This is a genomic window from Pontivivens nitratireducens (assembly GCF_011290545.1).
GTDB lineage: Bacteria > Pseudomonadota > Alphaproteobacteria > Rhodobacterales > Rhodobacteraceae > Pontivivens > Pontivivens nitratireducens.
This window is the reverse complement of the sequence record NZ_CP049811.1, coordinates 363,019-389,776: the sequence shown is the minus strand read 5'-3', so window position 1 is coordinate 389,776 and position 26,758 is coordinate 363,019. Positions and strand designations below refer to the sequence as shown.

At 63.5% G+C, this 26,758-nt stretch carries 26 protein-coding genes; 10 read left to right on the top strand and 16 right to left on the bottom strand.

All coding sequences use genetic code 11. The features are described from left to right. Positions 1-57: 57 nt before the first annotated feature. Positions 58-1,170, bottom strand: a complete 1,113-nt coding sequence (locus tag G8E03_RS01895) for an S-(hydroxymethyl)glutathione dehydrogenase/class III alcohol dehydrogenase (protein ID WP_166187998.1) — start codon at positions 1,168-1,170, stop codon at positions 58-60. Positions 1,171-1,304: 134 nt separating this feature from the next. Here G8E03_RS01895 and G8E03_RS01890 point away from each other — a divergent pair, with 134 nt between their 5' ends. Beyond that, on the top strand, positions 1,305-2,318 hold the full coding sequence (locus G8E03_RS01890) for an AbrB family transcriptional regulator (protein ID WP_166187995.1): 1,014 nt from the start codon (positions 1,305-1,307) through the stop codon (positions 2,316-2,318). Positions 2,319-2,360: 42 nt separating this feature from the next. Here the strand turns inward: G8E03_RS01890 and arfB are convergent, their stop codons facing one another. Both arfB and G8E03_RS01880 read right to left on the bottom strand, forming a co-directional pair. Next, positions 2,361-2,780, bottom strand: coding sequence for an alternative ribosome rescue aminoacyl-tRNA hydrolase ArfB (arfB, locus tag G8E03_RS01885; RefSeq protein WP_166187992.1), 420 nt, complete (start codon positions 2,778-2,780; stop codon positions 2,361-2,363). Positions 2,781-3,024: 244 nt separating this feature from the next. Beyond that, positions 3,025-3,639 (bottom strand): queuosine precursor transporter, encoded by a 615-nt coding sequence (locus tag G8E03_RS01880; protein ID WP_166187987.1) that lies wholly within the window; start codon positions 3,637-3,639, stop codon positions 3,025-3,027. 173 nt (positions 3,640-3,812) lie between these two features. Here G8E03_RS01880 and G8E03_RS01875 point away from each other — a divergent pair, with 173 nt between their 5' ends. Then, positions 3,813-4,304 (top strand): acyloxyacyl hydrolase, encoded by a 492-nt coding sequence (locus G8E03_RS01875; RefSeq protein WP_166187984.1) that lies wholly within the window; start codon positions 3,813-3,815, stop codon positions 4,302-4,304. Here the strand turns inward: G8E03_RS01875 and G8E03_RS01870 are convergent. Next, positions 4,298-4,912, bottom strand: a complete 615-nt coding sequence (locus G8E03_RS01870; RefSeq protein ID WP_166187981.1) for an HAD family hydrolase — start codon at positions 4,910-4,912, stop codon at positions 4,298-4,300. The two genes, G8E03_RS01875 and G8E03_RS01870, sit on opposite strands and share 7 nt — an antisense overlap. Then, positions 4,905-5,570 (bottom strand): nitroreductase, encoded by a 666-nt coding sequence (locus G8E03_RS01865; protein WP_166187977.1) that lies wholly within the window; start codon positions 5,568-5,570, stop codon positions 4,905-4,907. The genes G8E03_RS01870 and G8E03_RS01865 overlap by 8 nt, the downstream gene beginning before the upstream one ends. A gap of 80 nt (positions 5,571-5,650) precedes the next feature. Between G8E03_RS01865 and G8E03_RS01860 the strand changes: the two genes are divergently transcribed. Next, positions 5,651-6,511 (top strand): DMT family transporter, encoded by an 861-nt coding sequence (locus G8E03_RS01860; RefSeq protein ID WP_166193755.1) that lies wholly within the window; start codon positions 5,651-5,653, stop codon positions 6,509-6,511. A gap of 30 nt (positions 6,512-6,541) precedes the next feature. Here the strand turns inward: G8E03_RS01860 and G8E03_RS01855 are convergent, their stop codons facing one another. The 3 genes from G8E03_RS01855 to G8E03_RS01845 all read right to left on the bottom strand — a co-directional run bounded on the left by G8E03_RS01855 (position 6,542) and on the right by G8E03_RS01845 (position 9,184). After that, complete coding sequence (locus G8E03_RS01855) at positions 6,542-7,960, bottom strand: alkaline phosphatase D family protein (RefSeq protein WP_166187974.1); 1,419 nt, start codon at positions 7,958-7,960, stop codon at positions 6,542-6,544. Positions 7,961-8,063: 103 nt separating this feature from the next. Continuing rightward, entirely contained in the window at positions 8,064-8,618 is a 555-nt protein-coding gene (locus G8E03_RS01850) for a type 1 glutamine amidotransferase domain-containing protein (protein WP_166187971.1), read from the bottom strand. Between the two features lie 56 nt (positions 8,619-8,674). After that, the gene (locus tag G8E03_RS01845) at positions 8,675-9,184 is read right to left on the bottom strand and encodes a peptide deformylase (protein WP_166187969.1); all 510 of its coding nucleotides are present in this window, start codon (positions 9,182-9,184) and stop codon (positions 8,675-8,677) included. An 80-nt stretch (positions 9,185-9,264) separates the two neighbouring features. Here G8E03_RS01845 and uraH point away from each other — a divergent pair, with 80 nt between their 5' ends. The 4 genes from uraH to G8E03_RS01825 are packed head-to-tail and all read left to right on the top strand — an operon-like array spanning position 9,265 to position 12,776. Beyond that, the gene (gene uraH / locus G8E03_RS01840) at positions 9,265-9,609 is read left to right on the top strand and encodes a hydroxyisourate hydrolase (protein ID WP_166187966.1); all 345 of its coding nucleotides are present in this window, start codon (positions 9,265-9,267) and stop codon (positions 9,607-9,609) included. A 1-nt stretch (position 9,610) separates the two neighbouring features. Beyond that, positions 9,611-10,822, top strand: a complete 1,212-nt coding sequence (locus G8E03_RS01835; protein WP_166187963.1) for a urate hydroxylase PuuD — start codon at positions 9,611-9,613, stop codon at positions 10,820-10,822. After that, entirely contained in the window at positions 10,819-11,637 is an 819-nt protein-coding gene (locus G8E03_RS01830) for a bifunctional allantoicase/(S)-ureidoglycine aminohydrolase (protein WP_166187960.1), read from the top strand. Before G8E03_RS01835 ends, G8E03_RS01830 begins: the two co-directional genes overlap by 4 nt. After that, complete coding sequence (locus tag G8E03_RS01825) at positions 11,637-12,776, top strand: DSD1 family PLP-dependent enzyme (RefSeq protein WP_240910386.1); 1,140 nt, start codon at positions 11,637-11,639, stop codon at positions 12,774-12,776. Before G8E03_RS01830 ends, G8E03_RS01825 begins: the two co-directional genes overlap by 1 nt. A 7-nt stretch (positions 12,777-12,783) precedes the next feature. Here G8E03_RS01825 and G8E03_RS01820 read toward each other — a convergent pair whose 3' ends face one another. The 8 genes from G8E03_RS01820 to G8E03_RS01785 all read right to left on the bottom strand — a co-directional run bounded on the left by G8E03_RS01820 (position 12,784) and on the right by G8E03_RS01785 (position 22,139). After that, complete coding sequence (locus G8E03_RS01820; RefSeq protein ID WP_166187956.1) at positions 12,784-13,260, bottom strand: ureidoglycolate lyase; 477 nt, start codon at positions 13,258-13,260, stop codon at positions 12,784-12,786. Next, entirely contained in the window at positions 13,257-14,660 is a 1,404-nt protein-coding gene (gene puuE / locus G8E03_RS01815) for an allantoinase PuuE (protein ID WP_166187953.1), read from the bottom strand. The genes G8E03_RS01820 and puuE overlap by 4 nt, the downstream gene beginning before the upstream one ends. Positions 14,661-14,897: 237 nt before the next feature. Then, positions 14,898-15,545: a DsbA family oxidoreductase gene (locus G8E03_RS01810; protein ID WP_166187950.1), complete on the bottom strand. Its 648-nt coding sequence runs from the start codon at positions 15,543-15,545 to the stop codon at positions 14,898-14,900. 170 nt (positions 15,546-15,715) lie between these two features. After that, the gene (gyrB, locus tag G8E03_RS01805; RefSeq protein ID WP_166187947.1) at positions 15,716-18,130 is read right to left on the bottom strand and encodes a DNA topoisomerase (ATP-hydrolyzing) subunit B; all 2,415 of its coding nucleotides are present in this window, start codon (positions 18,128-18,130) and stop codon (positions 15,716-15,718) included. A 192-nt stretch (positions 18,131-18,322) separates the two neighbouring features. Next, positions 18,323-19,144, bottom strand: coding sequence for an HpcH/HpaI aldolase family protein (locus G8E03_RS01800; protein ID WP_166187943.1), 822 nt, complete (start codon positions 19,142-19,144; stop codon positions 18,323-18,325). A 175-nt stretch (positions 19,145-19,319) separates the two neighbouring features. Further along, on the bottom strand, positions 19,320-20,411 hold the full coding sequence (gene recF, locus G8E03_RS01795; protein ID WP_166187941.1) for a DNA replication/repair protein RecF: 1,092 nt from the start codon (positions 20,409-20,411) through the stop codon (positions 19,320-19,322). An 11-nt stretch (positions 20,412-20,422) separates the two neighbouring features. Further along, entirely contained in the window at positions 20,423-21,541 is a 1,119-nt protein-coding gene (gene dnaN, locus G8E03_RS01790; protein WP_166187939.1) for a DNA polymerase III subunit beta, read from the bottom strand. 151 nt (positions 21,542-21,692) lie between these two features. Continuing rightward, positions 21,693-22,139, bottom strand: a complete 447-nt coding sequence (locus G8E03_RS01785; protein ID WP_166187936.1) for a DUF305 domain-containing protein — start codon at positions 22,137-22,139, stop codon at positions 21,693-21,695. Between the two features lie 124 nt (positions 22,140-22,263). Here G8E03_RS01785 and G8E03_RS01780 point away from each other — a divergent pair, with 124 nt between their 5' ends. The 3 genes from G8E03_RS01780 (at position 22,264) to G8E03_RS01770 (ending at position 26,669) form a co-directional block, all read left to right on the top strand. Continuing rightward, positions 22,264-23,544 carry an acetylornithine deacetylase/succinyl-diaminopimelate desuccinylase family protein gene (locus tag G8E03_RS01780; protein WP_166187934.1) on the top strand — a complete coding sequence of 427 codons (1,281 nt, stop codon included), beginning with the start codon at positions 22,264-22,266 and terminating at the stop codon, positions 23,542-23,544. 96 nt (positions 23,545-23,640) lie between these two features. Then, positions 23,641-25,110: an ABC transporter substrate-binding protein gene (locus G8E03_RS01775; protein WP_166187932.1), complete on the top strand. Its 1,470-nt coding sequence runs from the start codon at positions 23,641-23,643 to the stop codon at positions 25,108-25,110. Between the two features lie 86 nt (positions 25,111-25,196). Further along, positions 25,197-26,669 (top strand): carboxypeptidase M32, encoded by a 1,473-nt coding sequence (locus G8E03_RS01770; RefSeq protein ID WP_166187929.1) that lies wholly within the window; start codon positions 25,197-25,199, stop codon positions 26,667-26,669. The last annotated feature ends 89 nt before the right edge of the window (positions 26,670-26,758 follow it).

Sequence of the window (26,758 nt, the reverse complement as noted above, 5' to 3'; positions counted from 1 at the left end):
TCTGCCACAGGAGGGATCGCGCGGCCCCCTGAAAGTGGAGGGGGACCGCGCGTCGGATCAGTATTCCACGACCGCTCGAATGGATTTGCCCTGATGCATCAGGTCGAAACCGTGGTTGATCTCATCCAGCTTCAGCTTGTGCGTGATCATCGGGTCGATTTCGATCTTTCCGTCCATGTACCAGTCCACGATCTTGGGCACATCGGTCCGGCCCCGTGCGCCGCCGAAGGCCGTGCCGCGCCATGAGCGCCCGGTGACAAGCTGGAACGGGCGGGTCGAAATCTCCGCGCCTGCGGCCGCGACCCCGATGATGATCGACTCGCCCCAGCCCTTGTGCGCGGATTCCAGCGCGGTGCGCATAACGTCCGTGTTGCCGGTCGCGTCAAAGGTATAGTCCGCGCCGCCCTTGGTCAGGTTCACCAGATAGGGCACCAGATCGCCCTCGACCTCTTTCGGGTTCACGAAATCTGTCATGCCGAAGCGGGTGGCCATCTCGACCTTGGACGGGTTGATGTCCACACCGACGATTTGACCCGCACCGGCCAGTCGCAGGCCCTGGATCACGTTCAGCCCGATTCCGCCCAGCCCGAAAACGATGGCGGTCGAGCCGATCTCGACCTTCGCGGTGTTGATGACTGCGCCGATGCCGGTGGTGACGCCGCAGCCGATATAGCACACCATGTCGAAGGGCGCGTCCTTGCGTATTTTCGCAGCCGCGATTTCCGGCATCACCGTGAAGTTCGAGAAGGTGGACGTGCCCATGTAGTGAAAGATCGGGTCACCATCCAGTGTGCTGAAGCGGGAGGTTCCGTCAGGCATCAGGCCCTGACCCTGCGTCGTGCGCACGGATTGGCACAGGTTCGTCTTGGGGTTCAGGCAGTACTCGCATTCGCGACATTCGGGGGTGTAGAGCGGGATCACGTGATCGCCGACCTTCAGCGAGGTGACGCCGGGGCCGATTTCACGCACGATGCCTGCGCCCTCATGCCCCAGAATGGCGGGAAAGATCCCTTCTGGATCCGCGCCGGAGCGGGTGAATTCATCGGTATGGCAGATGCCGGTCGCCATGATCTCGACCAGCACCTCACCATGGCGGGGGCCGTCTAGGTTGACCTCGGTGACTTCGAGGGGCTTGCCTGCCTGAATGGCAATGGCTGCGCGGGTTTTCATGGAACAACTCCTTGTATCCGTTTGCGACAAACTGAGCGAATTCAGACCGCTCGGCAAGGGGCGCAATCGGTACAAAGCACTGATTGGCGCGGTCGCGAGAGATGGATAAGATCACGCCAAAGGCAGGAGGCAGCATGCAGGACGAGGCAGTGCGCACCATCAGGGCGCTGGTGATCGGGGCGATTGGCGGGGTGGCAGCATGGCTGGTGGGTTTGCCCGCACCCATGTTGATGGGACCAGCGATCAGCGTGACCATAGCTGCAGTGTCGGGTCAGCGGATGCACATGCCCGTCTGGTTGCGCGACAGTGCATTCGTCATCATTGGGATCGGTATGGGCGCAGGCGTCACGCCCGAAACGTTGCAAGCGGTGCGCACCTGGCCCGCCAGCATCGCGTTTCTGATCGTTGTTGTGGCCGCGATCCTGGTGGCCGGGGCCGCGGCGGTGGCGTGGCTGTTCGGCAAGGACTGGCGCACATCCGTTCTGGCCGCATCCCCCGGCCATCTGAGCTACGTCCTGGGGTTGGGGGTGGAGATGCGGGCCGATATCGGCTTCGTCACCGTAGTGCAGAGCCTGCGATTGCTGGCGCTGACCCTCCTCGTGCCGGTGGTGGTGGTTATGGGCGGTCAGGTCGGAACACCTTCCCTGCCCGTTGCCCCGCTGGCCCTAATCCCGCTGGCGCTGTGCATTCTGGCATCGGGCGTGAGCGGTATGATCCTGGCCCGTCTGGGCGTGCCGGCGGCACTGTTGCTGGGCGGCATGTTCGTGTCGTCCTTCGCCCACGGCATCGGATTGATCCACGGCGGCGTGCCGGGATGGCTGGCCCTGCCTGCGTTCGGCGTGATGGGGACGCTGATCGGCACCCGCTTTGACGGGGCGCGCTGGGCGGTTCTGCGCTCCGCGCTGGGCGCATCGGTCGTTCTGACCGGCCTGTCGGTAGGTATCGCGATCATCGGGGCGTTCATGGTGGCGTGGCTGACCGATCTGCCCACGATGCAGGTGCTGATCGCCTTCGCCCCCGGAGGGGTGGAGACGATGGCCGCGATGGCGGTGTTGCTGGACGCGGATCCGGCCTTTGTCGCGGCGCATCATGTCTTGCGCCTGTTCGTGCTAACGGCGCTGGTACCGCTGGCCTTGCGGTTGAGGTAATGATGCCTCCGGCGGGGATATTTGGGGAAAGTGAAAGCGGGTTTATTCCGGATCGACGGAGCCGCGCAGCGCCTTTTTCTGGCCGGTCGCTTTCTTCGCCTCGATCCGGCGGCGCTGACTGGCGCGGGTCGGCTTGGTCGGGATGCGTCGCTTGGGGCGGTGAAGGGCGGCGCGGATCATGTCGATCAGCTTCTTTTCCGCCTCCTCACGGTTCATCGCCTGCGAGCGGTGTTTCTCGGCCGTGATGATGAGCGCGCCGTCCTTGGTCCATTTGCGCCCCGCGGCCCGGCGCAGGCGCGCCTTAACATCGCCCGGCAGATTGGGGGAGCGTTCCGCCTCGAACCGCAATTCCACCGCTGTCGAGACCTTGTTGACGTTCTGCCCACCGGGACCGGAGGACCGGACGAACTGTTCCGTCAGCTCCCAGTCCTGCAACGTTATCTTGTCATTGATGACGATCATCCGGTTTTCCCCGCAAAGAGAAAGGGGCCACATCGTGCGGCCCCCTTCCATATCTGAATTCGTGAGCTGGGGCGAATGACCGGAGGTCACTGACCTGAGCGAAAGGACGCTGATGGGGGCTGCCCCTTCAGCCAACAGCCTCGCACTTGAACCCGACCACATGCTCCTGCATCTCACTCGACATCAGGTCACCTCCTTTCTGTTGTTACGTTCAGGGAGGAGCCTGCCATATCTTGTGGATAAATCAAGTCTCGACCTGCCGCACCGCGATGCGGAACGGGATCAGCGCCACAGCCGCCAATGACAGCTTCACCGCGAAGTCGGCCACGGCGAGGCTGATCCACAAAGGCAGAACCGGCCCGACGCCCAGCAGGGGGACAGCCTCGCGCGCCCAAGCGTTCGGCTGCCCGGGATCGAGGAACACGAACAGGGCCGAAAACGCGATGCCGAAGAAGATCGCGGTGTCGAGCGCGGAACCGATCAGCGTGGAGGCCAGCGGCGCCCGCCACCATTCACGCGCCCGCAGCCTGTCGAAGATCGCCACGTCCACCAGTTGCGCCACGATGAACGCGATCCCCGATCCCAGCGCGATGCGCAATGTGACCAGGGGGCCGAATTCCCCCTGTATCTGGCTTGCGATCAACGAACAGATGACGCCGACGGCAAAGCCCACGATCACGACGCGGCCCGCGGCATCGCGGCCCAGAAAGCGGTTCGTCAGATCGGTGATCAGAAACGCCACCGGATAGGTAAACGCACCCCAGGTAAGCCAATCACCCAGAAGGTGCTGCACCAGAATGTTCGATGCGACGACAACGGCGGCCATGGCGGCCACGCCAATGAAAAATCCACGGGACATGAGTGATCCTTTCCGTTTTTTATAGAGGGTCGCGGAAGACCTCTCCCACCAATATGGGGGATTGAGGGGGCTTAGTGCGAACAGGGCATTGGTGCAAGTCCCGCAGGAACGGCGAAATTCTCCGTTGAAGTCCCTCGGGCCACTTCTAATTCCGATTCATCGGAGGACACGACATGAAGACACTACATTTTATTGCAGTGCTGGGCTTTGCGACCTCGGTCGCAGCATCCGCTGCAAGTGCTCAAAACTGGACGTTCGGTCTGGGAACGGATGGGGCGTATTCCAGCGATGAACAGCAGGCCGCTTCGCTGGAGGGTGTCTGGACAGACGCGCCGCGCGGAACCTTTGCCGGGTTCGATTACGGATGGGGCGCAGGGTTCGAGGTGGACGCCGACGGCGACGTCTGGGCCGGCGCCGGCCTGCACGCTCAACGCGATTTCGATGCGGTGCGACTGTCGCTGAGCATCATGCCGGGTCTGTACGAGGCCGGGACGAGTGACACCGAACTGGGCGGTCCGGTCGAGATTCGCAGCAGGCTGGGCGTGTCGGTCGCGGCGGGACAGGGGCGTTTGGGTCTGTCCTACGCACATATCTCGAACGGGGGTCTGTATGACGACAACCCGGGCAAGAACGCGGCCTATCTGACCTATGGTTGGGCCTACTGAACCGGCAAACCTGCCCGGGTCAACGCCGCACGCAGGCTGGTGGGGTCGGTGAACAGATGTGTCTGCCAACCACGGCTGGCGGCCGCCTCGATATTGTCGGCCCGATCATCGGTGAAGAACAACTGGTTCCCTGACAGACCGCAATCCGCCTCGACCATCTGATAGATCTCGGCATCGGGTTTCGCTGTGCGCATATGGCCCGAGATGTAGCGGTGGTCGAATTCCGCCAGCAGGGGATAATGCGTTTCGGCATAGGCGAAGCTTTCGACCCCGAAATTGCTGAGCGCATAGCACGCCACACCCGATGCGCGAAGCTGACGCAGGATCGACACGGAACCGTCGATCACGGGGCTGGCCATCTCGATCCAGCGATCGTGCCACAGGCGGATCATCGCGGACCATTCGGGATGCGCGTCGGCATGGGCATAGATCGTATCGCGAAACGGGGCACCCCGGTCGATGCGGTCATTCATCAGGTGGGGGTCCACCTCCGCAAAGAAGCGGGCCATATCCTCTGCCGGCATCAGTTGCGCATAGAGACGTTCCGGTCGCCACTGGATCAGAACATTACCGATGTCGAAAATCACGGCGCGGGGGTTCTCACTCATGCAGGGTCAGCCATTCTGTCAGAGGTGCCCGTTCCGTTCGAAACGTGGCGAGCGGGTGGTTGGGGTCCGGTATTCCGATCGACAGGCCGCAAAATAACATGTGATCGGCTGGCGCGCCGCAGAATTCGGTGACGGCGGTATGTTGCATCGCCCATGCCTCCTGCGGGCAGGAGGCCAGACCGTCCTCCACCAGCAACAGCATCAGGCCGTGCAGAAAACCGCCCAAGTCGGACCATTGTGCCGCACCCATTGCGCGATCCACGAACAGGAACAGACCGGCGGGGGCGTCGAAAAACCGCCAGTTTCGGCGAAACCAGTCGAGGCGGGCGGCCTTGTCCGTGCGCGGAATGCCAAGGCGGTCATACATCTGTTCCCCCACGGCAAAACGGCGCGTGCGGTAGGGTTCGCTCAGGGAGTCTGGATATATTGGATATTCGGTTGCTTCGACCTGACCGGCATCCAGCCGCGGTTCCATCATGGTGCGAAACCGGGTCATGCCCTCACCGTTCAGCAGATGCACATGCCATGGTTGCAGGTTCCCCCCCGAAGGCGCACCGGCGGCCTGCTCGATCAGACGGGTCAGGTGGGAGGTGTCCACAGGGTTGTCCAGAAAGGCCCGGGTGGACCGGCGGGCGGCGATGGCGTCATGTACCTGCATTGTGCCCCTCACTATTTTGGCGACGACGATTTGATGCGTCCGTGATAAGCGAGCCCTCGCTGGACGGAAAGGTGATGCGCGTGGATTTCAGAGCTTTGATGATGGGCTGCGGCTTCGCGCTGATGTGGTCCTCGGCGTTCACCTCGGCCAAAGTGGCGGTGGCCTATGCGCCGCCCTTCGCCATTTTGGGGGTGCGGTTCCTGATTTCGGGCCTGCTGGCGGTCGGCATTGCGTGGGCGATGGGCCAGCGGGCGCGATTGAGCCGCAGGCAATGGGCCGCGCTGGCCGCGTTTGGCGTCTTGCAAAACGTGATCTATCTGGGCGGAAACTTCTACGCCGCGCAGGTTATCGACGCCTCGCTGGCCGTCATCATTGCCAGCCTGCTGCCGCTGCTGGTCGCCGGCGCGAATGCGTTGCGGGGGGAGCGGTTGGGTGCGATGGCGACGCTGGGTCTGTTCGCGGGGCTGGCCGGAGTCTTGCTGATCATGGGCGCGCGGCTGGATGGCGGCGCGGACGTGACCGGTGTCCTCATCATCGTGTGTGCGGTGCTGGCCCTGACCCTCGCGACATTGCTGGTGCAGGGCGCATCCTCGGGGGATAACGTGATCATGGTGGTGGGATTGCAGATGCTGGTCGGCTCCGCCGTGTTGTTGCCGCTGAGCCTGGCCACGGAACCGTGGATCATCGACTGGCAGTGGCAGCTGATCGTGGCATTCACCTATACGACGCTGGTGCCGGGACTGCTGGCAACGATCACCTGGTTCATGCTGGTGAACCGGATAGGCGCCACGCGGGCCGCGACGTTCCATTTCCTCAACCCGTTTCTGGGCGTCGCCATTGCCAGCCTTATCCTGGGTGAGGCACTGGGCCTGACCGACATGCTGGGCGTGGTGGTCATCATGGCTGGCATTCTGGCGGTACAACTGTCCCGCCGTGCCTGAGCCTTCCTTATTGTGGCAAGCAAATGCCCCTCAGGACAGCGCCAGTGGGGGCGAGGCGCCGTCATCCTCGAATTCCCATTCCGCGGTCCAATCCTCACCCCGGCGACGAATGCGCAAATAATTGCGTTGCGAAACGTAGCGGTTGCGTTGGCCCGCAGGGGGGCGAATGGTGATCGGATAGCCTGACAGCGGGTCTTCACCGAAAATGGCCAGCGCACCCAATGTGCGCGCGTAACCCGTACCGGGCGGGGTATGGCTGATCCCCGATGAGACGAGCTGATGGATCACACTGCCGGATTTCAGCTTCATCGTCGCACGGGTGGCCACGTGGATTTCCCCTGAGAGCAGCGTCACCGGTTGGTCGTTCTGCTCCACCTCCCGCACCATGATGCCGAGGAAGCGTTTCCATTCCTCGCGGTGAGCGCGGCTTTGCCACTGGTCGCGCAGGTCGTCCTCGTACTGGTTCACGCCGGGCCAGAAGGTGTCGATCATGAATTCCACCCAGCTGAGCCGGGGACCGAGCGCGGGAACCGACGACATCACCAGGCAATGATTGCCGTCACGGCGTTTGAGCATGACCTGATCGAACCACTCCCATCCGGCGTCGTTCATCACCCGCTCCGGCGTGCGGGCGGTGCGCAGATCCGGCGCGATGACGGAAAATCCGGGCGCGTCCAGCTTCACCCCCGCGCCGACAGGGGCGATATTCTCTGCCGCGCCCCGTTGGAACAGGTTGAACATGCGTTGGGCGATTTCGAACAGACCCTGCCCGACCGGGCTGTTCTGCTTGGGGGCGGGATGGCTGCCATATCCATCGAAGATGTCGTGATCGTCCCACATCATCACGGATGGCACGCGGGCCAGCATGTGCGCGATTGCGGGGTGCGCGTAGAGGTCGATATAGCGGTTCAGCAGATGCTTTTCCGCCTTTTGCTGCATGTCGTCGGTCCACTCGAAGGTGGACTTTTCCTCAGGCTCGGCCTCTTCCCATTCCACGATTTTGGGGTGGGAGGCGAGGATATCATCCGCGTAGATCTGATCGCCGCCATGCAGGAACAGACCGAAGGGCGTGGCCTCGTGATCCCGGGCGAGGCGTGACCAGAGGGCGTCGCGATGCTCCACCGGCCAATCGGCGTCCTCGTCCTCCTCCCCGTTGCATGAGACATAGGCGATGTTCGCGTCCCCGGTCAGATCGGTGCAGACCTGATAAGAGGTTTCGTCCACACGATAGGACGTTTTTGATGCAACCGGCAGGGTCAGATCGGCACGGTATATGACGCGGCCGTGCCCGGACCACAATATTTCAACCTGCGCAGGATCATCCCCCTCAGCCGCGATTTCCGGCAGGGGGCCCCCATCTTCGTGCACTAGGATCACGCTGATCTGGTAGCGCACCCTATCAACATCGCGTGCGAAAAGGATCGGTCCTGCTAGGGGGGTGCGTGTCATCTGGCGTCCTGTAAGTCGGTTGACCACGGCATAACGCCGGGTCGTTGCAGTTCAAGCAACGCAACGACCCGCGTATGGTTCGTTTTTAAGTTGTTTGGCCGATTTAAGTTGCTTGGCCGCCCGTACGAGTCAAGGCATCGGCGATGGTATCGCAGAATGCGTCCAGATCGTCGGGATTGCGCGACGTGATGACGTTTCGATCCGTCACGGCGGGCTGATCCACCACATTCGCGCCGGCATTGCGCAGGTCGGTGCGGATGGAGGGGAAGGATGTCAGCATGCGCCCCTCGGCCAGTCCGGCCTCAATCAGCAGCCACGGCGCATGGCAAATCGCGGCGACGGGTTTGTCTGCCTTGGCGAAGGCTTCGATGAATTTTATCGCATCGCCGTTCGTGCGCAGAATATCGGGATTGATCTGACCGCCCGGCAGGACCAGGGCGTCGTAATCGCCGGGATTAGCGGCCGACAGACCCTTGTCCACGGGAACGGTGTCGCCCCAGTGATCCTCGTCCCAACCCTTGATCGAATCTTGCTCGGGGCTGACCACGTGCACGGTCGCGCCTGCTTCGCGGAATTTTTCGAGGGGGACGGTCAGTTCGACTTGTTCGAACCCGTTGGTGGCCAGGATCGCAATCGAATAGTTGTTCAAATCTTTCATTCTCAATTCCTCCGTTCAGGGGCCGGAATATGACCCGTGTGATCCTAACGGATGGACTATGGCTGGCGTTCCGGCCCTGCGACGATGTGATCCGTGATGAGGATGCCATCGAGGTGATCGACCTCATGCTGAAACGCCCGCGCCGCGAAACCGTCCAGCGTGCCGCCGATCGCTGATCCGGTCAGGGACGATCCGCGCCAGACGATCCGGGGCGACCTGTGCACGTCGATGCGCCCCCCGGGCACTAGGGTCGAAGGGATGGAAAGGCACCCCTCCGCCCCGGTGACGGGCTGCCCCTCATGGCGGATGATGCAGGGGTTCGCGACCACCAGCCGCTCGATGCCCGCGTGGCGCGACAGAACGGTCCCATCGCGTTGCGCGGCGTCCAGCAGAAACAACCGCACGCCCTCACCCACCTGCGGGGCGGCGATGCCGGCACCGCCCATCGCGCGGCGGATGCGCGCCATGTCCGCCACCAGATCGTATAACCACGGGGTTGCGAAATCCTCTATCGGTTTGGCGGTCGCGGACAGGATGGCGGCGGGTGCGGTGACGATGCTGCGCATGATCTCTCCAGTTTTTGGCCACGCCGCATCTTCCGTCGGGGCGTGGGCTGTGTCCATATGGTGCGAGGATGGAGGATGAGATGAGCGGATATCTGACGACACATGTGCTGGACACGGCGCGCGGCGTGCCCGCAGCGGGAATGCGCATCACCCTGACCCGCCTGACCGGCGGCGCACGGGTGGTGCTGACCACCGTGACCACCAATGCGGACGGGCGCACAGATGCGCAGATCCTGCCCGCCGAAGCCTTCGCCACCGGGGAATACGAGCTGGAATTCGCGGTGGGGGATTACCTGGCCGCGAACGGATTGCCGACGGGGTTCCTGGACACGGTGCCGTTGCGCTTCACCATGGGTGCCGAGGAGCATTATCACGTTCCGCTGCTGGTCAGTCCGTTCAGCTATTCCACCTATCGGGGCAGTTGAGATGTACGAATTTGCCATCATGTGGGACTGGCTGGCGTTGAGCGTGCGCTGGCTGCACGTCGTCACCGCGATCGCGTGGATCGGGTCCTCGTTCTATTTCATCGCGCTCGACCTGGGGCTGAACCGCAACATCGATGGCCCGGCGGATGGTGAGGAATGGCAGGTCCATGGCGGCGGCTTTTACCACATCCAGAAATATCTGGTCGCCCCCTCGGCCATGCCCGAGCATCTGACCTGGTTCAAGTGGGAGAGCTATGCCACCTGGTTGTCGGGCGTCGCGATGCTGGCAGTGGTCTATTGGGCGGGGTCCGAACTGTACCTGATCGACCCGGCCAAGGCTGATCTGGCGACGTGGCAGGCGATCCTGTTATCGGCGGGATCGCTGGCCGTGGGCTGGGTGATCTATGATTTTCTGTGCAAGTCGAAACTGGGGGAGCGTCCGACCACGCTGATGGTCCTGCTGTTTGGCCTGCTGGTCGTCATGGCCTGGGGATACGATCAGGTGTTCACGGGCCGCGCGGCGCTGCTGCATCTGGGGGCGTTCACCGCCACAATCATGACGGCAAACGTCTTTGCCATCATCATGCCCAACCAGCGGATCGTCGTCGCGGACCTGAAGGCAGGGCGCAAGCCCGATCCGAAATACGGCAAGATCGCCAAGCTGCGCTCGACCCACAACAACTACCTGACGCTGCCGGTAATCTTCCTGATGCTCAGCAATCACTATCCGCTGGCGTTCGGCACGAAATACAACTGGATCATCGCAGCACTGGTGTTCCTGGCCGGGGTCACGATCCGGCACTGGTTCAACTCGCAACACGCGCGGTCGGGCAAGCCGACTTGGACCTGGCCCGTCACGATCATCCTGGTGCTGATCATGGCATGGCTGTCCACGGAGCCCGATTTCGTGGCGGAGGCGAACGCCGCCATTCCCGCGCGGGCGCAAGGCTTCATGCAGCATGAGCAGTTCGCGGCGGTCGCCAACACCGTGCGCGGCCGCTGTTCCATGTGCCATTCGGCGGAACCGTTCTATGACGGTATCCGCTGGGCACCCAAGGGCGTGATGCTGGAGACGGACACGCAAATCGCCACACGCGCCCGCGAGATCTATCTGCAATCGGGTGTCACCCACGCGATGCCGCCCGCCAATGTCAGCTATATGGAACAGACCGAGCGGGACATGATCGCGCAGTGGTTCGAGGATGCCAGATGACCGATTACGCCACCCCGCCCGCCGGATTGCCCGGACAGAACGTGATGAGCACGGACCGCGCCATGTTCACCACCGCCTATGCCGTGATCCCGCACGGGGTGCAGCGCGATATCGTCACCAGCTATCTGCCCGGTTGGCACGACACGCGCCTGTGGGTGCTGGCCCGCCCGCTCAGCGGCTTCGCCGAGACGTTCAGCCACTATATCATGGAGGTCGCGGATGGCGGCGGCTCCACCACGCCGGAGCCGGAGGGGGATGCGCAGGGTGTCCTGTTCGTGGTCGCCGGCACTGGAACGCTGACGGTGGCGGGGCAGGACCATGCGATCGCGCCCGGCAGCTACGCCTATCTGCCGCCGGGCTGCGACTGGGCGGTAAAGGGGGAAAGCGGCCCGCTGACCTTCCACTGGTTGCGCAAGTTGTGGGTGCCGGGCGTGGGTCTGGAACCGGCGGCGGCCTTCGTGACGAGTGAGGCCGACGGCACCACGGTCGAAATGCCGGGAACTGACGGCGCGTGGTCCACGACGCGCTTCGTCGATCCGGGTGACCTGCGCCATGACATGCACGTCAATATCGTGAACTTCGAGCCGGGGGGCACCATCCCCTTTGCCGAGACGCATGTGATGGAACACGGCCTCTACGTGCTGGAGGGCAAGGCCGTCTACCGCCTGAACCGCGATTGGGTGGAGGTCGAGGCCGGGGATTACATGTGGTTGCGCGCCTTCTGCCCGCAATCGTGCTATGCGGGCGGGCCGGGTCGGTTTCGCTATCTGCTCTACAAGGACGTCAACCGGCACATGCCGTTGAGGCCGCTGTAGTGGAGCCGGGCTACGACGTTCCCGCCAGTGTCGGCATGGCCGAGGCGGACGTGCAGACCCCCGCGCTGATCGTCGATCTGGATGCGTTTGACCACAATCTGAAGGTGATGCGCGGCATCGCCGCGGCCTCGGGTCTGCGGTTGCGCGTGCATTCCAAGACCCACAAATCCGCCGATATCGCACAGGCACAAATGTCACGTGGCGGGGCCGTGGGGATATGCTGTCAGAAGGTGAGTGAGGCGGAGGCGATGGTGCGCGCCGGTCTGCACGCTGGCCCGCACACGGGTCTGAGAGATATCATGGTCTCGAACCAGGTGCGCGGCGCGGCCAGGGTCGCGCGGCTGGCAAAGCTGGCCGGGCAGGCCGACATGTCGGTCTGCGTGGATGATGTGGAGGGTGTGGCAGAACTGTCGAGAGCCTGTCACAGCGCCGGAACGCAGCTGACAGTGCTGGTCGAGATCGAGGTCGGGCAGAAACGGTGCGGTGTGCAACCCCACGACGCGGCCCGTCTGGCAGGGGCCATTCTTGCCGCGCCCAACCTGCATTTCGGCGGCTTGCAGGCCTATAACGGCGCGGCGCAGCACCAGACACTGGAAACGGAACGCGCGGAAATGATGGGCAACGTCACCGCCGCCGTGAGGGAGGCCTTGGCCGCCCTGACCACAGCAGGCATTCACTGCCCATGCGTGACCGGCGCGGGCAGCGGCAGCTATCCGGCGGAGGCGTCGAGCGGGCTTTATACCGAGCTGCAATGCGGGTCGTATATCTTCATGGATGCTGATTACCGCGCAAGGGGCGGTCCGGGGGTGGAGCCGTTTCGCCATGCGCTGTTCGTGCTGTCCGAGGTGATGAGCACGGCGGTGCCGGGACGTGCGACCTGCGACGCAGGTCTGAAATCCATGTCGATGGAAAGTGGCGTGCCGACCGTCTGGGGCCGGACGGATGTCAGCTATGACCAACCCTCGGATGAGCATGGCGGCCTGGCCGATCCGCTCAACATGTTGCGCGTGGGGGATCAACTGCGGCTGGTGCCGGGACATTGTGATCCCACCTGCAACCTGCACGACTGGCATGTCGGCATTCGCGATGGCCGCGTCGAATGCCTGTGGCCTGTAACAGCGCGCGGAAAGCTGTGGTGAGGTTCGCCTAGGTCGTGACGGTCAGCGGCGTGTCGAACCAGTGCTCCTGAAGGTTGTCACCCTCACCGATCCGGTCCACCACCGCGAACAGGCCGGGGGCGTGCAGCGGCGTCAGCACGCCGTGCCATATGTTGCGGTGATAGTTCACGCCTTGGCCGGCCTGGGTCAGGAACGCGCGGGGCGTATCGGGCCGCCCCCCCGCATCCGCCGCGACGATTACCAGAAACGGGGTGTGGGTCATCGGGATGAAGGCCTGCGATCCCAGCGGATGCCGTTCCATCATGTCGAGCCTGTGGGGCAGGCTGCGCGGCTGCGCGTCGAACAGGCTGATCCCCGCGCGCCCAGCACCGAAATCGAGGGCCGCGCGGTCGTGGTAGCGCCCGCACAGGCCCTGATTGATCAGCTTGTCCGGCTTGCCCGCCACCTCCAGCACGTCCCCGAACGGGGCGAAGGCTGTCTGGCTCAGCGGCTCCACCACTATCATGGCAGCATCTCGGCCAGACGCAGTTCCGCGATCCGCTCCACCTGCGTACACGCGGTGGCGAATTCCGTATCGCGGTCATTGTCGATGCGGCTGCGAAAGGCGGCTAGGATGCCGGCCTTGTCGTGGTCGCGCACGGCGATGATGAAGGGAAAGCCGAATTTCGCAACATAGGCATCGTTGAGGGCGGTGAATTCCGCCCGCTCCGCGTCGGTCAGCGCGTCCAGACCGGCGCTGGCCTGTTCCGCCGTGCTTTCCTGCGTCAGACGTTTTGCGGCGGCCAGCTTGCCCGCCAGATCGGGGTGAGCGGTCAGAACGCCAAGGCGCTGTTGTGGCGTCGCGGCGCGAAAGACGCGGGCCAGTGCATTGTGCAGTCCAATCGCGCTATCATGCGCGGGGCCAAGCTCCAGATCGTGGGCGCCTTCGGCGATCCAGGCGGAATGCTCGAAAACACCGCCATAGCGCGCGACGAAGGTGTCCCGGTCCATCTGGCTGGGACGCTCGCGCCGGATATGGGGGTGCTGGCGCATCCAGTGCTCGGCAATGTCGATGCGACGTGCGAACCACACATCGTCGAAGCCGCTGGCATATTCGATGAACCGTTTGAGAGCCATTATCCGCCCTGGCCGCCCGATCAGACGGCAGTGCAGCCCGATGGACATCATGCGCCCGCCCTCCGCGCGCAGGCAGTCGAAACTGTCCTTGAGGTATGAATAGAACTGATCGCCGGAATTGAACCCCTGCGGGGTGGCGAAACGCATGTCGTTGGCATCCAGCGTATAGGGCACGATCAGCTGGTCATGTGCGTCCAACTCCATCCAGTAGGGCACATCGTCGGCATAGGTATCTGCCAGATAGGCGAAACCGCCTTCCTCCGCCGCCAGACGCACAGTGTTGTCGGAGCAGCGCCCAATATACCACCCCGTGGGGCGGGTTCCCGTCACCTCGGTATGCAGCCGGATCGCCTGCATCATGTCGGCACGTTCGACCTCGGGGTCGGCGTCCTTGTACTCGATCCATTTCAGACCGTGGCTGGCGATCTCCCACTGCGCGTCCTGCATTGCGCGGACCTGTTCGGGGGACCGGGCCAGCGCCGTTGCCACGCCGTAGACCGTGACGGGAACGTTCATGGCGGTGAACAGCCGGTGCAGGCGCCAGAAGCCGACCCGTGCGCCGTACTCGTAAACCGATTCCATGTTCCAGTGCCGTTGGCCGGGCCATGGGGTAGCGCCGACGATTTCGGACAGGAATGCCTCGGAGGCGTCATCACCGTGCAGAACGTTGTTCTCGCCACCTTCCTCGTAATTGATGACGAACTGCACGGCGATCCGCGCATCGCGGGGCCAGTTCGCTCGGGGCGGGGTTTGGCCGTGGCCACGCATGTCTCTGGGATAACGGTTCATCAGGTCCTCCACGTGTGGTTCCTACCATTTGTGCGGCAGGCGCGGGCGACGGGCAAGGTCATGGAGCGTTTCTTACGCAGAATGGATAAGAAGGGCCGCAATGCGGTGGCGCTGATAGTGTACGAGTGATCTGGATTGCCGAAAGGGGTACATCCGGTTCCGGCCCGCCTTAACCGGTTCCGAAAGCGAGATCGCGAAAGCCGCTGTTTCGCAGACAGCGGCCTCGCCGGGCAGGGGTCAGCCCTCTGCCTGAGTCACCTGGCGCAGGATGGCGCTGTAGTTTTCCACGCCCTGCGCCCCCGTGACCAGATGCTTGCGGTCCAGAACCACGGCGGGAACACCGGTAATGCCCTGATTGATCCAGAACTGTTCCTGTTCGCGCACGACCTGCGCGAACCGCTGGTCCTGCATCACCGCGAGGGCTTCGTCCCGGTCAAGACCGATTTCGCCCGCCACGTCCGCCAGCACCGTATTGTCCGACAGGTCGCGCCGATCGGTGAAATGCGCCGTGAACAGCGCCATCTTCAGATCGTGCTTCCGACCTTGCTGATCCGCCCAGTGCAACAACTGATGGGCGACGAAGGTATTGTGCATCCGAAATCCCTCCGTGAACCGGAAGTCGAAGCCGAGTTGCGCGCCCAAGGCTGTCATCTGCGCCCGGTTCTGTTCCGATTGTTCGGGCGTGGCGCCATATTTCTCGACGATATGTTCGCGCATGTTCTGCCCCTCGGCCGGCATTTCGGGGTTCAGTTCGAACGGGTGCCAGTGAATCTCGTGCGGTACGCCGGTTTCCTCCAGCGCGCGGGCCAGTTGGCGATAGCCGATAATGCACCATGGGCACATCACGTCCGATACGATGTCGATCAGAAGAGGTTGGGTTGTCATGGTCAGTTCCTTTCGTCCGGCGCTGTTCGCGCAGCCAGAGGTCGTTCCGCCTTGGCTGGCACATCCACGGGGGGGCGGCGCTGAAGTCCGTCTCAGGTGACCGACACGACTGCGTCGATCACCTGGCCTCAATCGCGTTCAGGTCGCCATGGCTGATCCGGAAAGCCCGATCAGAAATCGAGGTTCTGGACGCTCAGGGCGTTTTCCTGAATGAACAGGCGGCGCGGTTCGACCACGTCACCCATCAGCTTGGTGAAGATTTCGTCCGCGCTGTCCAGATGGTCGATCTTGACCTGCAACAGGGTGCGGGCGTCGGCGTCCAGCGTGGTTTCCCACAGCTGGTCGGGGTTCATTTCGCCCAGACCCTTGTAGCGTTGCAGACTCAGGCCACGCTCCCCCTCCGCGATCACCAGGTCGAGCAATTCGGTGGGCGCGTTGACCGTCGCGTGCTTGTCGCGGCGGTGCAGTTTGGCGGGGCCGGAATAGATTTCCTGCAAGGCCTCGGTCATCTGGGCCAGACGCCGCCCCTCGACCGAGCGGAAGACCCCGCCCTCCAGAGTACGGGTTTCCTCGACGCCGCGCAGAACGCGGGAGAACCGCAGGCCGCTGTCCTGTGTCGGGCGTCCGGTCCAGCCGCGCTCCGTATCGGGGGCGATCAGGTTCAGCCGGTCCGCCACGCGGTCGGCGGCGGCCTGCGGTTCGCCCTGAATGTTCTCGGGCAACAGCGCACCTGCGATCGCGGCCTGTTCCAGCACCACGCGCGGCACATGGGTGGGGAAGGCGTTGACGATGTTGCGCACCTGACGCGCCGTGCGCACGACCTCCGCCAGATCGGCGCCGGAGCGTTGTTCACCGGTTGCGAGTTCCAGTGTCGCCTCGTTCAGGCCCTGGTCGATCAGGTAATCGTCGAGCGCGGCCTGATCCTTGAGGTATACCTCGGACTTGCCCCGCGCCACCTTGTAGAGCGGCGGCTGCGCGATGTAGATGTGACCGTTCTCGATCAGTTGCGGCATCTGCCGGTAGAAGAATGTCAGCAGCAGCGTGCGGATATGCGCGCCGTCCACGTCTGCATCCGTCATGATGATGATCTTGTGATAGCGCAGCTTGTCGATGTTGAACTCGTCACGTCCGATCCCGGTGCCGAGCGCCATCACAAGGTTGCCGATCTCCTGCGAGCCGAGCATCCGGTCGAAACGGGCGCGTTCCACATTCAGGATCTTGCCGCGCAGGGGCAGGACGGCCTGCGTGCCGCGATCACGGCCCTGCGTCGCGGAACCACCGGCGGAATCGCCCTCCACCAGCAGCAGTTCGGTCTTGGACGGATCCTTTTCCGAGCAATCCTTGAGCTTGCCCGCGAGGTAGCTGACATCCATCGGGCTTTTGCGGCGGGTCAGTTCGCGCGCCTTGCGCGCGGCCTCACGCGCCTGGGCGGCCTCGACGATCTTGCTGACGACCATGCGGGCCTCAGCCGGGTTTTCCTCGAACCACTCGGAGAGCTTCTCGTTCATCAGGGATTCGACGGCGGGGCGCACCTCGGACGAGACGAGCTTGTCCTTGGTCTGGCTGGAGAATTTCGGGTCCGGCACCTTGACCGACAGAACGCAGGTCAGCCCCTCACGCGCGTCGTCACCGGTCAGCGTGACCTTTTCCTTCTTCGCGATGCCCGAGGAGGCAACGTAACTGTTGATCGTGCGGGTCAATGCGCCGCGAAAGCCCGCGATATGCGTGCCGCCGTCGCGCTGCGGAATGTTGTTGGTGAAGGGCAGCACGTTCTCATGATAGCTGTCGTTCCACCACATCGCGACCTCGACCGCGATATCGTCTTTCTCCCCCACGATGAAGATCGGATCGGGGATCATCGCTGTTTTGGAACGGTCGAGGTAGCGGACGAATTCCCGTACGCCCCCCTCATATTCCAGTGTGGTTTCAAGCGGTTCGACCTCACGCTCATCGCGAACGGTGATGCGAACGCCGGAGTTCAGGAACGCCAGTTCGCGCAAGCGGTGTTCCAGCGTCGCAAACTTGTAGTCCAAGTTCGAGAAGGTCTGGGTCGAGGCGAGGAACCTGACCTCGGTCCCGGTGCGGTCTGTCGGGCCCAGCCGTTCGAGGTGCTTGACGGTATCGCCATGCTCGAAGCGGGCGACATGCTCGTACCCCTCACGCCAGATGCGCAGCTCCAGCCAATCGCTGAGCGCGTTGACGACCGAGACGCCGACGCCGTGCAGACCGCCTGAGACCTTGTAGGAATTGCTGTCGAATTTACCGCCGGCATGCAGCTGGGTCATGATGACCTCGGCCGCGGAGACGCCTTCTTCCTCATGCAAGCCGACGGGAATTCCCCGTCCGTTGTCGCTGACGGAAACGGAGCTGTCCTCATGCAAGGTCACGCGAACCTCGTCGGCATGGCCTGCCAGTGCCTCATCAATGCCGTTGTCCACGACCTCGTACACCATGTGGTGCAGGCCCGATCCGTCGTCCGTGTCGCCGATATACATGCCGGGGCGTTTGCGGACGGCCTCCAAGCCTCTGAGAACCTTGATGGAATCCGCGCCGTAGTCGCTCTGGTTCGCGGGTGTGTCCGCCATGTCCGAAATCCCTTATATTGTGGCCTTCCTTTTATCCGCTGCGGGGGGGATTGTCACGCCTTTGCCATGAAATTGCAGGGGGTGCGGTGCGACGGGGATATGGCGAAGGGTTTTCGGTGTGAACATGGCGAAGCCCCCCGATGCGGGGGGCTGCCTGCGGCGCGGATATTTAGGGAAAGTGAACGCCCGTGCTTAGTGCGGAACAGTCAGCGAATGCTGCGCTGCGGTGCCGGAGACATAGGTGTGCACCGAATCCGGGCGGCGGGTCCAGGCGGCCGTCTGCGCGACCTTCGCCTTGAGATGCAGCACATCGAAACCCGCTATGATCCGGTAGCCGTGGGCGAAGCGTTCCGCCGCGTCCTGCTCCGTCATGGCGATGCCACCGAGCGGAATGCCCGCGCCACGTGCGGCCTGCTCGACCTTGGCACAGGCCTTGACGAAATGCGGGTGGTCGAACTGGCCCGGAATGCCCATCGTCGCGCTGAGGTCGAAGGCCGCGAGGATCATGTAGTCGATGCCTTCCTCCGCGACGATGGCGTCGATATTGGCCACGGCCTCAACCGTTTCGATCAGAATGCCGCAGGTCAGACGATCCTCGATTGTGCGCGCGTAAGTCATCATGTCGGACGGCCAGCGCGAATGGGCGATGAACGGTCCGAATCCGCGCGCACCCATCGAGCCGGGATAGCGCATCGAGGAAACGGCACGGCGCACGTCCTCTACGTCGCGGACCAGCGGGAAGATGATGCCCTCGGCCCCCAGATCGAGCACGCGCTTCACCTCGGCCGTATTGATGTCAGACACGCGGACGACGGGGGCGCATTCGGTTCCCTGTGTCGCGGCGATCATCGCGTGGCAGGTGCCGTAATCGACCGCGCCATGTTCCCGATCGATCACGACCACATCCGCACCCGAGGCGGCGATCGCCTGGGTCGTCACGGCGGAGGGGATGACGTTGACATGCATCGAGAGACGCTTGGCCGGGTCAGCGAGCTTGGCTTTGAAGTGGGTCATGTTACTCTTCCTTAAGTTGATGATGAGATCATCGACAAATGGTTAATCCGAGTAAATCCTATAAGTTGTTATCATTTTTATTAAAATTTTAACTTTCAATTAACCGTTGACCCGCAGGCTATACTGGGCCCTTTCGTGTCTTCCGGAGGTGAAAGTATGGTTAACGCAGGCGGGATCAGTGGCGCGTGATGGTAGAGTGGTCGTCGCTGTCGGTGACTTCCAGATTCAACGCATGGTTGTTAAGTTCGCTGAATAGCGTGGCGTCCGTGCCGGTCATCCAGGCCTGAATCCCAAGCTCCAGAATCTCCGCATACAACGCCCCCCGGCGTGAGGGGTCGAGATGCGCCGCGACCTCATCCAGCAGCAGGACCGGTGTACCCTTGCCATCGGCGGACAGCGCGCGTGCATTGGCGAGTACGAGGGAAATCAGCAGGGCCTTCTGCTCCCCGGTGGAACAGTTCCGGGCCGGCACGCCCTTCGCGGCGTAGAGCGCGGTCAGATCGGCGCGATGCGGCCCGATCAGCGACCGCCCGGCAGCCAGATCGCGGCGGCGGTGATCGGCGAGGCGCGCGGTCATCTCGTCGCTGTCCTCTGGCAGGCCGTCGGGGCCGGTGAGGCTGAGGGTGGAGGACGGAAAGGCGGTGGTGGCATCGCCCTGCGCCTGCGCAAGCCGTGCGATGGTGTCACGTCGTGCGGCGGTCACCCGCATAGCGGCATCACCCATCTGCTGTTCCAGGGCGGCGTACCAGGATGGATCGGTGACCTGATCGCGCAGCAGGCGGTTGCGTTCGCGCATCGCCTTTTCATATCGCAGCACGGTGTCACCATGTTCGGGGTCGAAGCTGAGGGTCATGCGGTCCAGAAACCGCCTGCGATCCGCCGCGCCCTCCAGCCACAAACGGTCCATCACGGGAACCAGCCAGACGACACGCAGCAACCGGCCGAGCGCCGCCTGCGAGGTCGCTTTGTCGTCGATGCGCACGGTGCGCGGGTCGCCCCCCGTCGCCCCGGTGACGATCCGGTGATCCGCATCGGCGGTTATGTCGGCCCGCACCCGCCAGCCCAGGTCGTCAGGTCTGCGGCCCAATTCGTCCGCCGTGGCGCGTCGCAGACCGCGGCCGGGCGACAGAAGGGAGATCGCTTCGAGGATATTGGTCTTGCCCGCGCCGTTTGCCCCCCAGATCGCCACCGGACGCATATCCGCCTCGATCGTGGTCTGGATATGCGAGCGGAAATGCGAAAGGCGAAGCGAGGTGATGTGAGGCAAGGTGGCCCGCGTCAGACCCGCATCGGCATGACGACGTAAATCGCGCTGTCGTCATTGCCTTCGCGCATCAGGGTCGGATCGCCGGAAGAGTTGAACAGGAAAACCGCGTTTTCGCGGTCCACCTGACTGGCGATTTCCAGCAGGTACTTCGCGTTGAAGCCGATTTCCAGCCGTTCATCCGCATAGGCGACGGCCAGTTCCTCATCCGCCGCACCGGAATCGGGCGCGTTGACGGACAGGATCAGGCGATCCTCGTCCAGGGCGAGCTTCACCGCGCGCGAGCGTTCGGAGGAGACGGTGGAAACCCGGTCCACCGCCTTGGCGAAATCGGAGGCATCGACCTCCATCCGCTTCTGGTTCTGCTGCGGGATCACGCGGGTATAATCGGGGAACGACCCGTCGATAACCTTGGATGTCAGGGTGATCTCCGGTGTGGCGAAGCGGATCTTCGTCTCGGACACGGACACCGCGATGTCGGCGTCGTCATCGGCCAGCAATTTGAGCACTTCGGTCACGGTCTTGCGCGGAACGATCACGCCGGGGATCGCATCCGCGCCATCGGGCAGTTCCGCGTCGATACAGGCAAGGCGGTGCCCGTCAGTGGCCACGGCGCGCAGCATCTGGCCGGCCGGGGCGGTCGCGGAATGCAGGTAGATACCGTTGAGGTAATAGCGTGTTTCTTCGGTCGAGATCGCGAATTTCGCCTTGTCGAACAGGCGGCGCAGGATCGCGGCCTTGGTCGAGAAGTTGGTGTCATACTCGCTCGACGCCATGACCGGGAAATCCTCACGCGGCAACGTGGCCAGCGAGAAGTGCGAGCGCCCCGCGCGGACTTCCATCCGGCCGGTTGCGGCATCGGCGTGCAGCTCAACCGTGGAGCCGTCGGGCAGCTTGCGCACGATTTCGTGCAGCAGTCCCGCCCCCACGGTGGTGGAGCCTGCCTGCGAGACCATGGCGGCGGCCTTGTCCACGACCTCGATGTCCAGATCGGTGGCGCGGAAGGAGATGTCGGCGCCGTCCGCCTCGATCAGCACGTTGGCGAGGATCGGAATGGTGTTGCGACGCTCGACGACCGATTGTGCGCGGCTCATCGCCTTGAGCAGGGCGCTGCGTTCGATGCTGGCTTTCATCGGTCGGGACTCCATTCCGGGGGTAATTCGGACGGAAACGGTAAGGGGAACCGGGGCGGAGTGCAAACCCCTTTCGCTGGGCAACGCGATTTGCCCGACCGATCGGATCGATCGGCCCAGCCGCGACCGGGGATCGGATAAGATGATCGGGTCAGCGCGCCTGCAGATCGTCGATCAGGAATTTCATCTCGTCGATCTCTTTGCGCTGTGCCTCGATGATCTGCTGCGCCAGTTCCGCCACACGGGGGTCGGAGATGTGCGCCCGCTCCGATGTCAGGATCGCGATGGAGTGGTGCGGAATCATCGCCTTCATCCATGCCACGTCATCCACCGTATCCTGCGAGCGCACCAGATAGAGCGATGCCGCGAACACCAGCGCGGACCCCGCGAAGATCGCCATGTTCACCTTGCGGTTCGAATACATGCCCAGCATGAACGCCAGCATGATGATCGCCATCACGGCACCCATGTACAGGGCCATCCACGATCTGGTCTGACTGAAGTAAACATGATCAATGGCATAGGTGTTCAGGTACATCAGCCCGTACATCAACAGCGTCGACGTTGCGATCATTGCGAAAAAGCGGCCGTAGGACATGGGATCTTCCTTCCTGCTGTCAGTTCCATGCAGGAGAAACGCGATTCCAGCGCTGGAGGGTTCCATGACAGCGGCTGGACCGCACCCTGTCCCTGGGTCTAACCTGTGCCGGACGGAGGTAGTCATGGATTTGAACGAGGCGATCGAGGCACGGCGTGAGGATTTGATCGCGCTGACGCAGGACCTGATCCGCATGCCGACGCTGAACCCGCCGGGCCGTGGATACCGTGAGATTTGCGAGTATCTGCGCGACCGGCTTGCCGGCTCCGGCTTCGACGTGACGCTGGTCCGGGCCGAGGGGGCGCTGGGTGACAGTGACAGGTATCCCCGCTGGAACGTCATCGCCCGGCGTGAGGGGGCGCGGGCCGGGGAGTGCGTTCACTTCAACTCCCACACCGATGTGGTCGAGGTCGGGCACGGCTGGACCGTCGATCCGTTCGGCGGTGAATTGCGTGATGGCAGGATCTATGGCCGCGGGGCCTGTGACATGAAGGGCGGGCTGGCAACCTCGATCATTGCGGCGGAGGCGTTCATCGCCACCTATCCCGATTTCGCAGGCGCGATCGAGATCAGCGGCACCGCGGATGAGGAATCCGGTGGTTTCGGCGGAGTGGCCTATCTGGCCGAACGCGGCTGGTTCGATCCGGCGCGCGTGCAGCATGTCATAATCCCCGAACCCCTGCACAAGGATCGTGTCTGTCTGGGCCATCGCGGCGTCTGGTGGGCCGAGGTCGAGACGTGGGGCCGCATCGCCCACGGCTCCATGCCGTTTCTGGGCGATTGCGCGATCCGGCACATGGGCGCGGTGGTGGCCGAAATGGAGGCCAGCCTGTTTCCCGCACTGGCGCTGAAGCGCACCGCGATGCCGGTGATCCCCGAGGGGGCGAAGCAATCGACGCTCAACATCAACTCCATCCATGGGGGCGCGCCGGTGCCGGAGGAAGGCTATACCGGCCTGCCCGCGCCCTGCGTCGCGGACCGGGCCAGCATGATCATCGACCGTCGTTTTCTGATGGAAGAGGATATCGCGCAGGTAAAGGCCGAGATGCGCGACGTGCTCGACCGGGTGGCGGCGCGGCGGGATGGCTTCGACTACACGCTCAGCGATATGTTCGAGGTGCAGCCAAGCATGACCGACCGCGCGGCTCCGGTGGTCACGGCTGTCAGCGATGCGATCCGTAAGGTTCTGGGAAACGAGCCGGATTATGTCGTGTCCCCCGGAACTTACGACCAGAAACATATCGACCGGATCGGGCGGCTGAAGAACTGCATCGCCTACGGCCCGGGGGTTCTGGACCTCGCCCATCAGCCCGACGAATGGATCGGCGTGCAGGATATGCTGGATTCGGCGAAGGTGATGGGACAGGCTTTGAAAACACTGCTCGGTTGTGCGGATGCGAAGTAGTATTGCGCATGCGTGCGGTCCCGGTGGATTTTCGATATGGTCTGGCGCATGCTTCGGACCGACTGTCGAACAAGGCAGATAATAGGGGAGATACCGATGAAGCAACTGGGCCTGACCTTCGCCGCCGCGATGATCGCGACCACGGCGATTGCGCAAGAGACGTCGATCACGCTGGGTATGCAGCTGGAGCCGCCAAACCTCGACCCGACGGGCGGTGCCGCCGCCGCCATCGACGAGGTCGTCTATGCCAATATCTTCGAGGGGTTGACCCGTTTCGGACCCGATGGCGCAATCCTGCCCGCGCTGGCACGCGCCTGGGACATCAGTGATGACGGCACCGTCTATACCTTCACCCTGGTCGAGGGCGCGACGTTCCATGACGGCACCGCCTTCGATGCGGAGGACGTGAAGTTCACTCTGGATCGGGCGCGAGCGGAGGATTCGACCAACGCGCAAAAGGCGCTGTTCGAAGGCATCACCGCGGTCGAGGTCATCAGCCCGAGCCAGGTGCGCGTCACGCTGGAGGCACCTAACGGTGCGCTGCCGTTCAATCTGGCATGGGGCGACGCGGTGATCGTGGCCGAAGAATCCGCCGCCGACAATGCAACCTCTCCCGTGGGCACCGGGCCGTTCCGATTCGCGGACTGGGTGCAGGGCGATCGGGTGGAGCTAGTGCGCAACGATGCCTATTGGGGGGATCCGGTCGCGCTCGAATCCGCGACGTTCAAGTTCATCTCGGATCCCACGGCGGCGTTCGCGGCCATGTTGGCCGGCGATCTGGATGCATTCCCCGTCTTCCCCGCGCCGGAAAATCTGGTGCAGTTCGAATCGGACCCGCGCTATACGGTCATCGTCGGCTCGACTGAGGGTGAGACGATCCTCGCCATGAACAACGGCGTCGAGCCCTTCGACAACCCGCTGGTGCGTGAGGCCGTGGCCCATGCCATCTACCGGCAGGCCATCATCGACGGGGCGATGTTCGGCTATGGCACGCCCATCACCACCCATTTCGCCCCGCACCATCCCGCCTATACGGACCTGTCGGATCTGTCGAACCATGACCCCGAGCGGTCGCGTGAACTGTTGGCGGAGGCAGGCTATCCCGACGGCTTCACCACCACGCTGAAACTGCCGCCGCCCGTCTATGCCCGCCGTGGGGGTGAGATCATCGCCGCGCAACTGCGTGAGGTCGGCATCGAGACGGAGATCACCAATGTCGAATGGGCCGACTGGTTGGAAACCGTGTTCAAGGGGCGCGACTTCGGCCTCACCATCGTCAGCCACACGGAGCCGATGGATATCGGCATCTACGCGCGTGAAGACTACTACTTCGACTACGCCGCGCCGGAGTTCGTCGCGATCATGGAGGAGCTGAGCGCCACCACCGACGACAGCGCCCGGACCGCGTTGTTGAAGGACGCCCAGACGATGATCGCGGAGCAGCACGTGAACGCCTATCTGTTCCAGTTGGCCAAGACCGGTGTCGCGGATGCGCGGCTACGCGGGCTGTGGGAAAACTCCCCCACGCAGGCGACCGATCTGACCGGCGTAAGCTGGGCGGAGTGAAGCCCGCGCCGATTCCGCGAAGGGTCCGGGCTTGACCCGGGCCCTTTTCCGTTGCGCAGTGCACAAAACGAACCGAAGGAAGCCCTATGTCCTATGACGCCCTGATCGCGCATGTGAAGCAAACGGAGGCTTTGTCACAGGCGCAAGGTCTGCTGGGCTGGGATCAGCAGGCAATGATGCCACCGCGCGGCGCGGATCAGCGGGCCGATCAGGTGGGGGCGCTGGAATCGGTGATCCACGCCAGGCGGACCGATCCGCGCATCGAGGATTGGCTGTCTGACATCGACGGGGGCGCGCTGGACCCGGCGCAGGCAGCGAATGTCCGTCTGATCAGCCGCGACTGGTCGCGAAACCGCAACATGCCCGGCGATCTGGCCGAGGCGATCGCCCGCGCCACCAGCAAGGGTCATAACGTCTGGGCGGCGGCCCGTGCCGAGTCGGACGTGGCGGCCTTCGTGCCCGCGCTGACGGAGGTCGTGAACCTGAAACGACAGCAGGCCGAGGCACAGAAGCTGGACGACGAAACCCGCTACGACACCCTGCTCGACGGGTTCGAGCCGGGAATGAGGACCGCGCCGCTGAAGGCGATCCTTGGATCGCTGCGGGCACCCTTGTCCGATCTGCGCGAACGCATCGCGGACAGCGGGCGCGATCCGCGTGATCTGGACGGTACGTTTGAGGTCGAAGGGCAGATGAGCATCGCGCGCGACCTCGCCGGAGTCTTCGGCTATGACTGGCAGGCGGGGCGCATGGATCTGGTGGCTCACCCGTTCTGCGCCGGCACATTGGGGGACGTGCGCATCACCACCCGCGTGGACACGGCGCGACCCTTCGATTGCCTGTATTCCGCCGTGCACGAGGTCGGCCACGCCGTCTATGAACAGGGGCTGCCCCCGGCGTTGGAACGTACCCCCGCCGGGGCACATGCCAGCATGGGCGTGCACGAAAGCCAGAGCAGGCTGATGGAAAACCAGTTGGGTCGATCCCGCGCGTTCTGTGGCTGGTTGCACGGCCGCATGGTGCAAACGTTCGGTATCGACATGGGGGAGCAGGAATTCTACGCGGCGGTGAACCGCGTCACCTCCGGCTTCATCCGGACGGAGGCGGACGAGGTCCACTACAACCTGCACGTCATCATGCGCTTCGATCTGGAACGGGCCCTGATCGCTGGCGATCTGGAGGTTCCCGATCTGGAGAGCGCATGGAACGAGCGGTTCGCGGCCGATTTCGGACAGCAGGTGACCGATCCCGCAAAGGGTGTCCTGCAGGACGTGCACTGGGCCGTCGGTCTGTTCGGCTATTTTCCGACATATGCGCTGGGCAACATCTACGCCGCCGCCCTGTACGAGAAGCTGACCGCCGCCATACCGGATCTGAATGCGAGACTGGCGCAGGGCGATACCTCGGCCGCGGTGGCTTGGCTGGGGCAGAACGTGCACCGGCACGGTGCGGTTCTGCCTGCGCCCGCGCTGATGCGGCAGGCCGTGGGCGGCGAGGTGACGAGCGCACCGCTGATCGCCTATCTGGAAACGAAATTCTCAGACCTCTACGGGGTGTGAGGGTGCAGGCCGGCGGAGATATCCGAACCACCGGAAAGGCGCATTTATGCTTTTGCGACCAGCGCTGCGCGCGTTGGTCCTATGCCGTA

What these genes read in the sequence shown, in the direction of transcription:
- G8E03_RS01895 (WP_166187998.1), bottom strand. Translation starts at nt 1,170, where the DNA reads ATGAAAACCCGCGCAGCCATTGCCATTCAGGCAGGCAAGCCCCTCGAA.
- G8E03_RS01890 (WP_166187995.1), top strand. Translation starts at nt 1,305, where the DNA reads ATGCAGGACGAGGCAGTGCGCACCATCAGGGCGCTGGTGATCGGGGCG.
- arfB (WP_166187992.1), bottom strand. Translation starts at nt 2,780, where the DNA reads ATGATCGTCATCAATGACAAGATAACGTTGCAGGACTGGGAGCTGACG.
- G8E03_RS01880 (WP_166187987.1), bottom strand. Translation starts at nt 3,639, where the DNA reads ATGTCCCGTGGATTTTTCATTGGCGTGGCCGCCATGGCCGCCGTTGTC.
- G8E03_RS01875 (WP_166187984.1), top strand. Translation starts at nt 3,813, where the DNA reads ATGAAGACACTACATTTTATTGCAGTGCTGGGCTTTGCGACCTCGGTC.
- G8E03_RS01870 (WP_166187981.1), bottom strand. Translation starts at nt 4,912, where the DNA reads ATGAGTGAGAACCCCCGCGCCGTGATTTTCGACATCGGTAATGTTCTG.
- G8E03_RS01865 (WP_166187977.1), bottom strand. Translation starts at nt 5,570, where the DNA reads ATGCAGGTACATGACGCCATCGCCGCCCGCCGGTCCACCCGGGCCTTT.
- G8E03_RS01855 (WP_166187974.1), bottom strand. Translation starts at nt 7,960, where the DNA reads ATGACACGCACCCCCCTAGCAGGACCGATCCTTTTCGCACGCGATGTT.
- G8E03_RS01850 (WP_166187971.1), bottom strand. Translation starts at nt 8,618, where the DNA reads ATGAAAGATTTGAACAACTATTCGATTGCGATCCTGGCCACCAACGGG.
- G8E03_RS01845 (WP_166187969.1), bottom strand. Translation starts at nt 9,184, where the DNA reads ATGCGCAGCATCGTCACCGCACCCGCCGCCATCCTGTCCGCGACCGCC.
- uraH (WP_166187966.1), top strand. Translation starts at nt 9,265, where the DNA reads ATGAGCGGATATCTGACGACACATGTGCTGGACACGGCGCGCGGCGTG.
- G8E03_RS01835 (WP_166187963.1), top strand. Translation starts at nt 9,611, where the DNA reads ATGTACGAATTTGCCATCATGTGGGACTGGCTGGCGTTGAGCGTGCGC.
- G8E03_RS01830 (WP_166187960.1), top strand. Translation starts at nt 10,819, where the DNA reads ATGACCGATTACGCCACCCCGCCCGCCGGATTGCCCGGACAGAACGTG.
- G8E03_RS01820 (WP_166187956.1), bottom strand. Translation starts at nt 13,260, where the DNA reads ATGATAGTGGTGGAGCCGCTGAGCCAGACAGCCTTCGCCCCGTTCGGG.
- puuE (WP_166187953.1), bottom strand. Translation starts at nt 14,660, where the DNA reads ATGAACCGTTATCCCAGAGACATGCGTGGCCACGGCCAAACCCCGCCC.
- G8E03_RS01810 (WP_166187950.1), bottom strand. Translation starts at nt 15,545, where the DNA reads ATGACAACCCAACCTCTTCTGATCGACATCGTATCGGACGTGATGTGC.
- gyrB (WP_166187947.1), bottom strand. Translation starts at nt 18,130, where the DNA reads ATGGCGGACACACCCGCGAACCAGAGCGACTACGGCGCGGATTCCATC.
- G8E03_RS01800 (WP_166187943.1), bottom strand. Translation starts at nt 19,144, where the DNA reads ATGACCCACTTCAAAGCCAAGCTCGCTGACCCGGCCAAGCGTCTCTCG.
- dnaN (WP_166187939.1), bottom strand. Translation starts at nt 21,541, where the DNA reads ATGAAAGCCAGCATCGAACGCAGCGCCCTGCTCAAGGCGATGAGCCGC.
- G8E03_RS01785 (WP_166187936.1), bottom strand. Translation starts at nt 22,139, where the DNA reads ATGTCCTACGGCCGCTTTTTCGCAATGATCGCAACGTCGACGCTGTTG.
- G8E03_RS01780 (WP_166187934.1), top strand. Translation starts at nt 22,264, where the DNA reads ATGGATTTGAACGAGGCGATCGAGGCACGGCGTGAGGATTTGATCGCG.
- G8E03_RS01775 (WP_166187932.1), top strand. Translation starts at nt 23,641, where the DNA reads ATGAAGCAACTGGGCCTGACCTTCGCCGCCGCGATGATCGCGACCACG.
- G8E03_RS01770 (WP_166187929.1), top strand. Translation starts at nt 25,197, where the DNA reads ATGTCCTATGACGCCCTGATCGCGCATGTGAAGCAAACGGAGGCTTTG.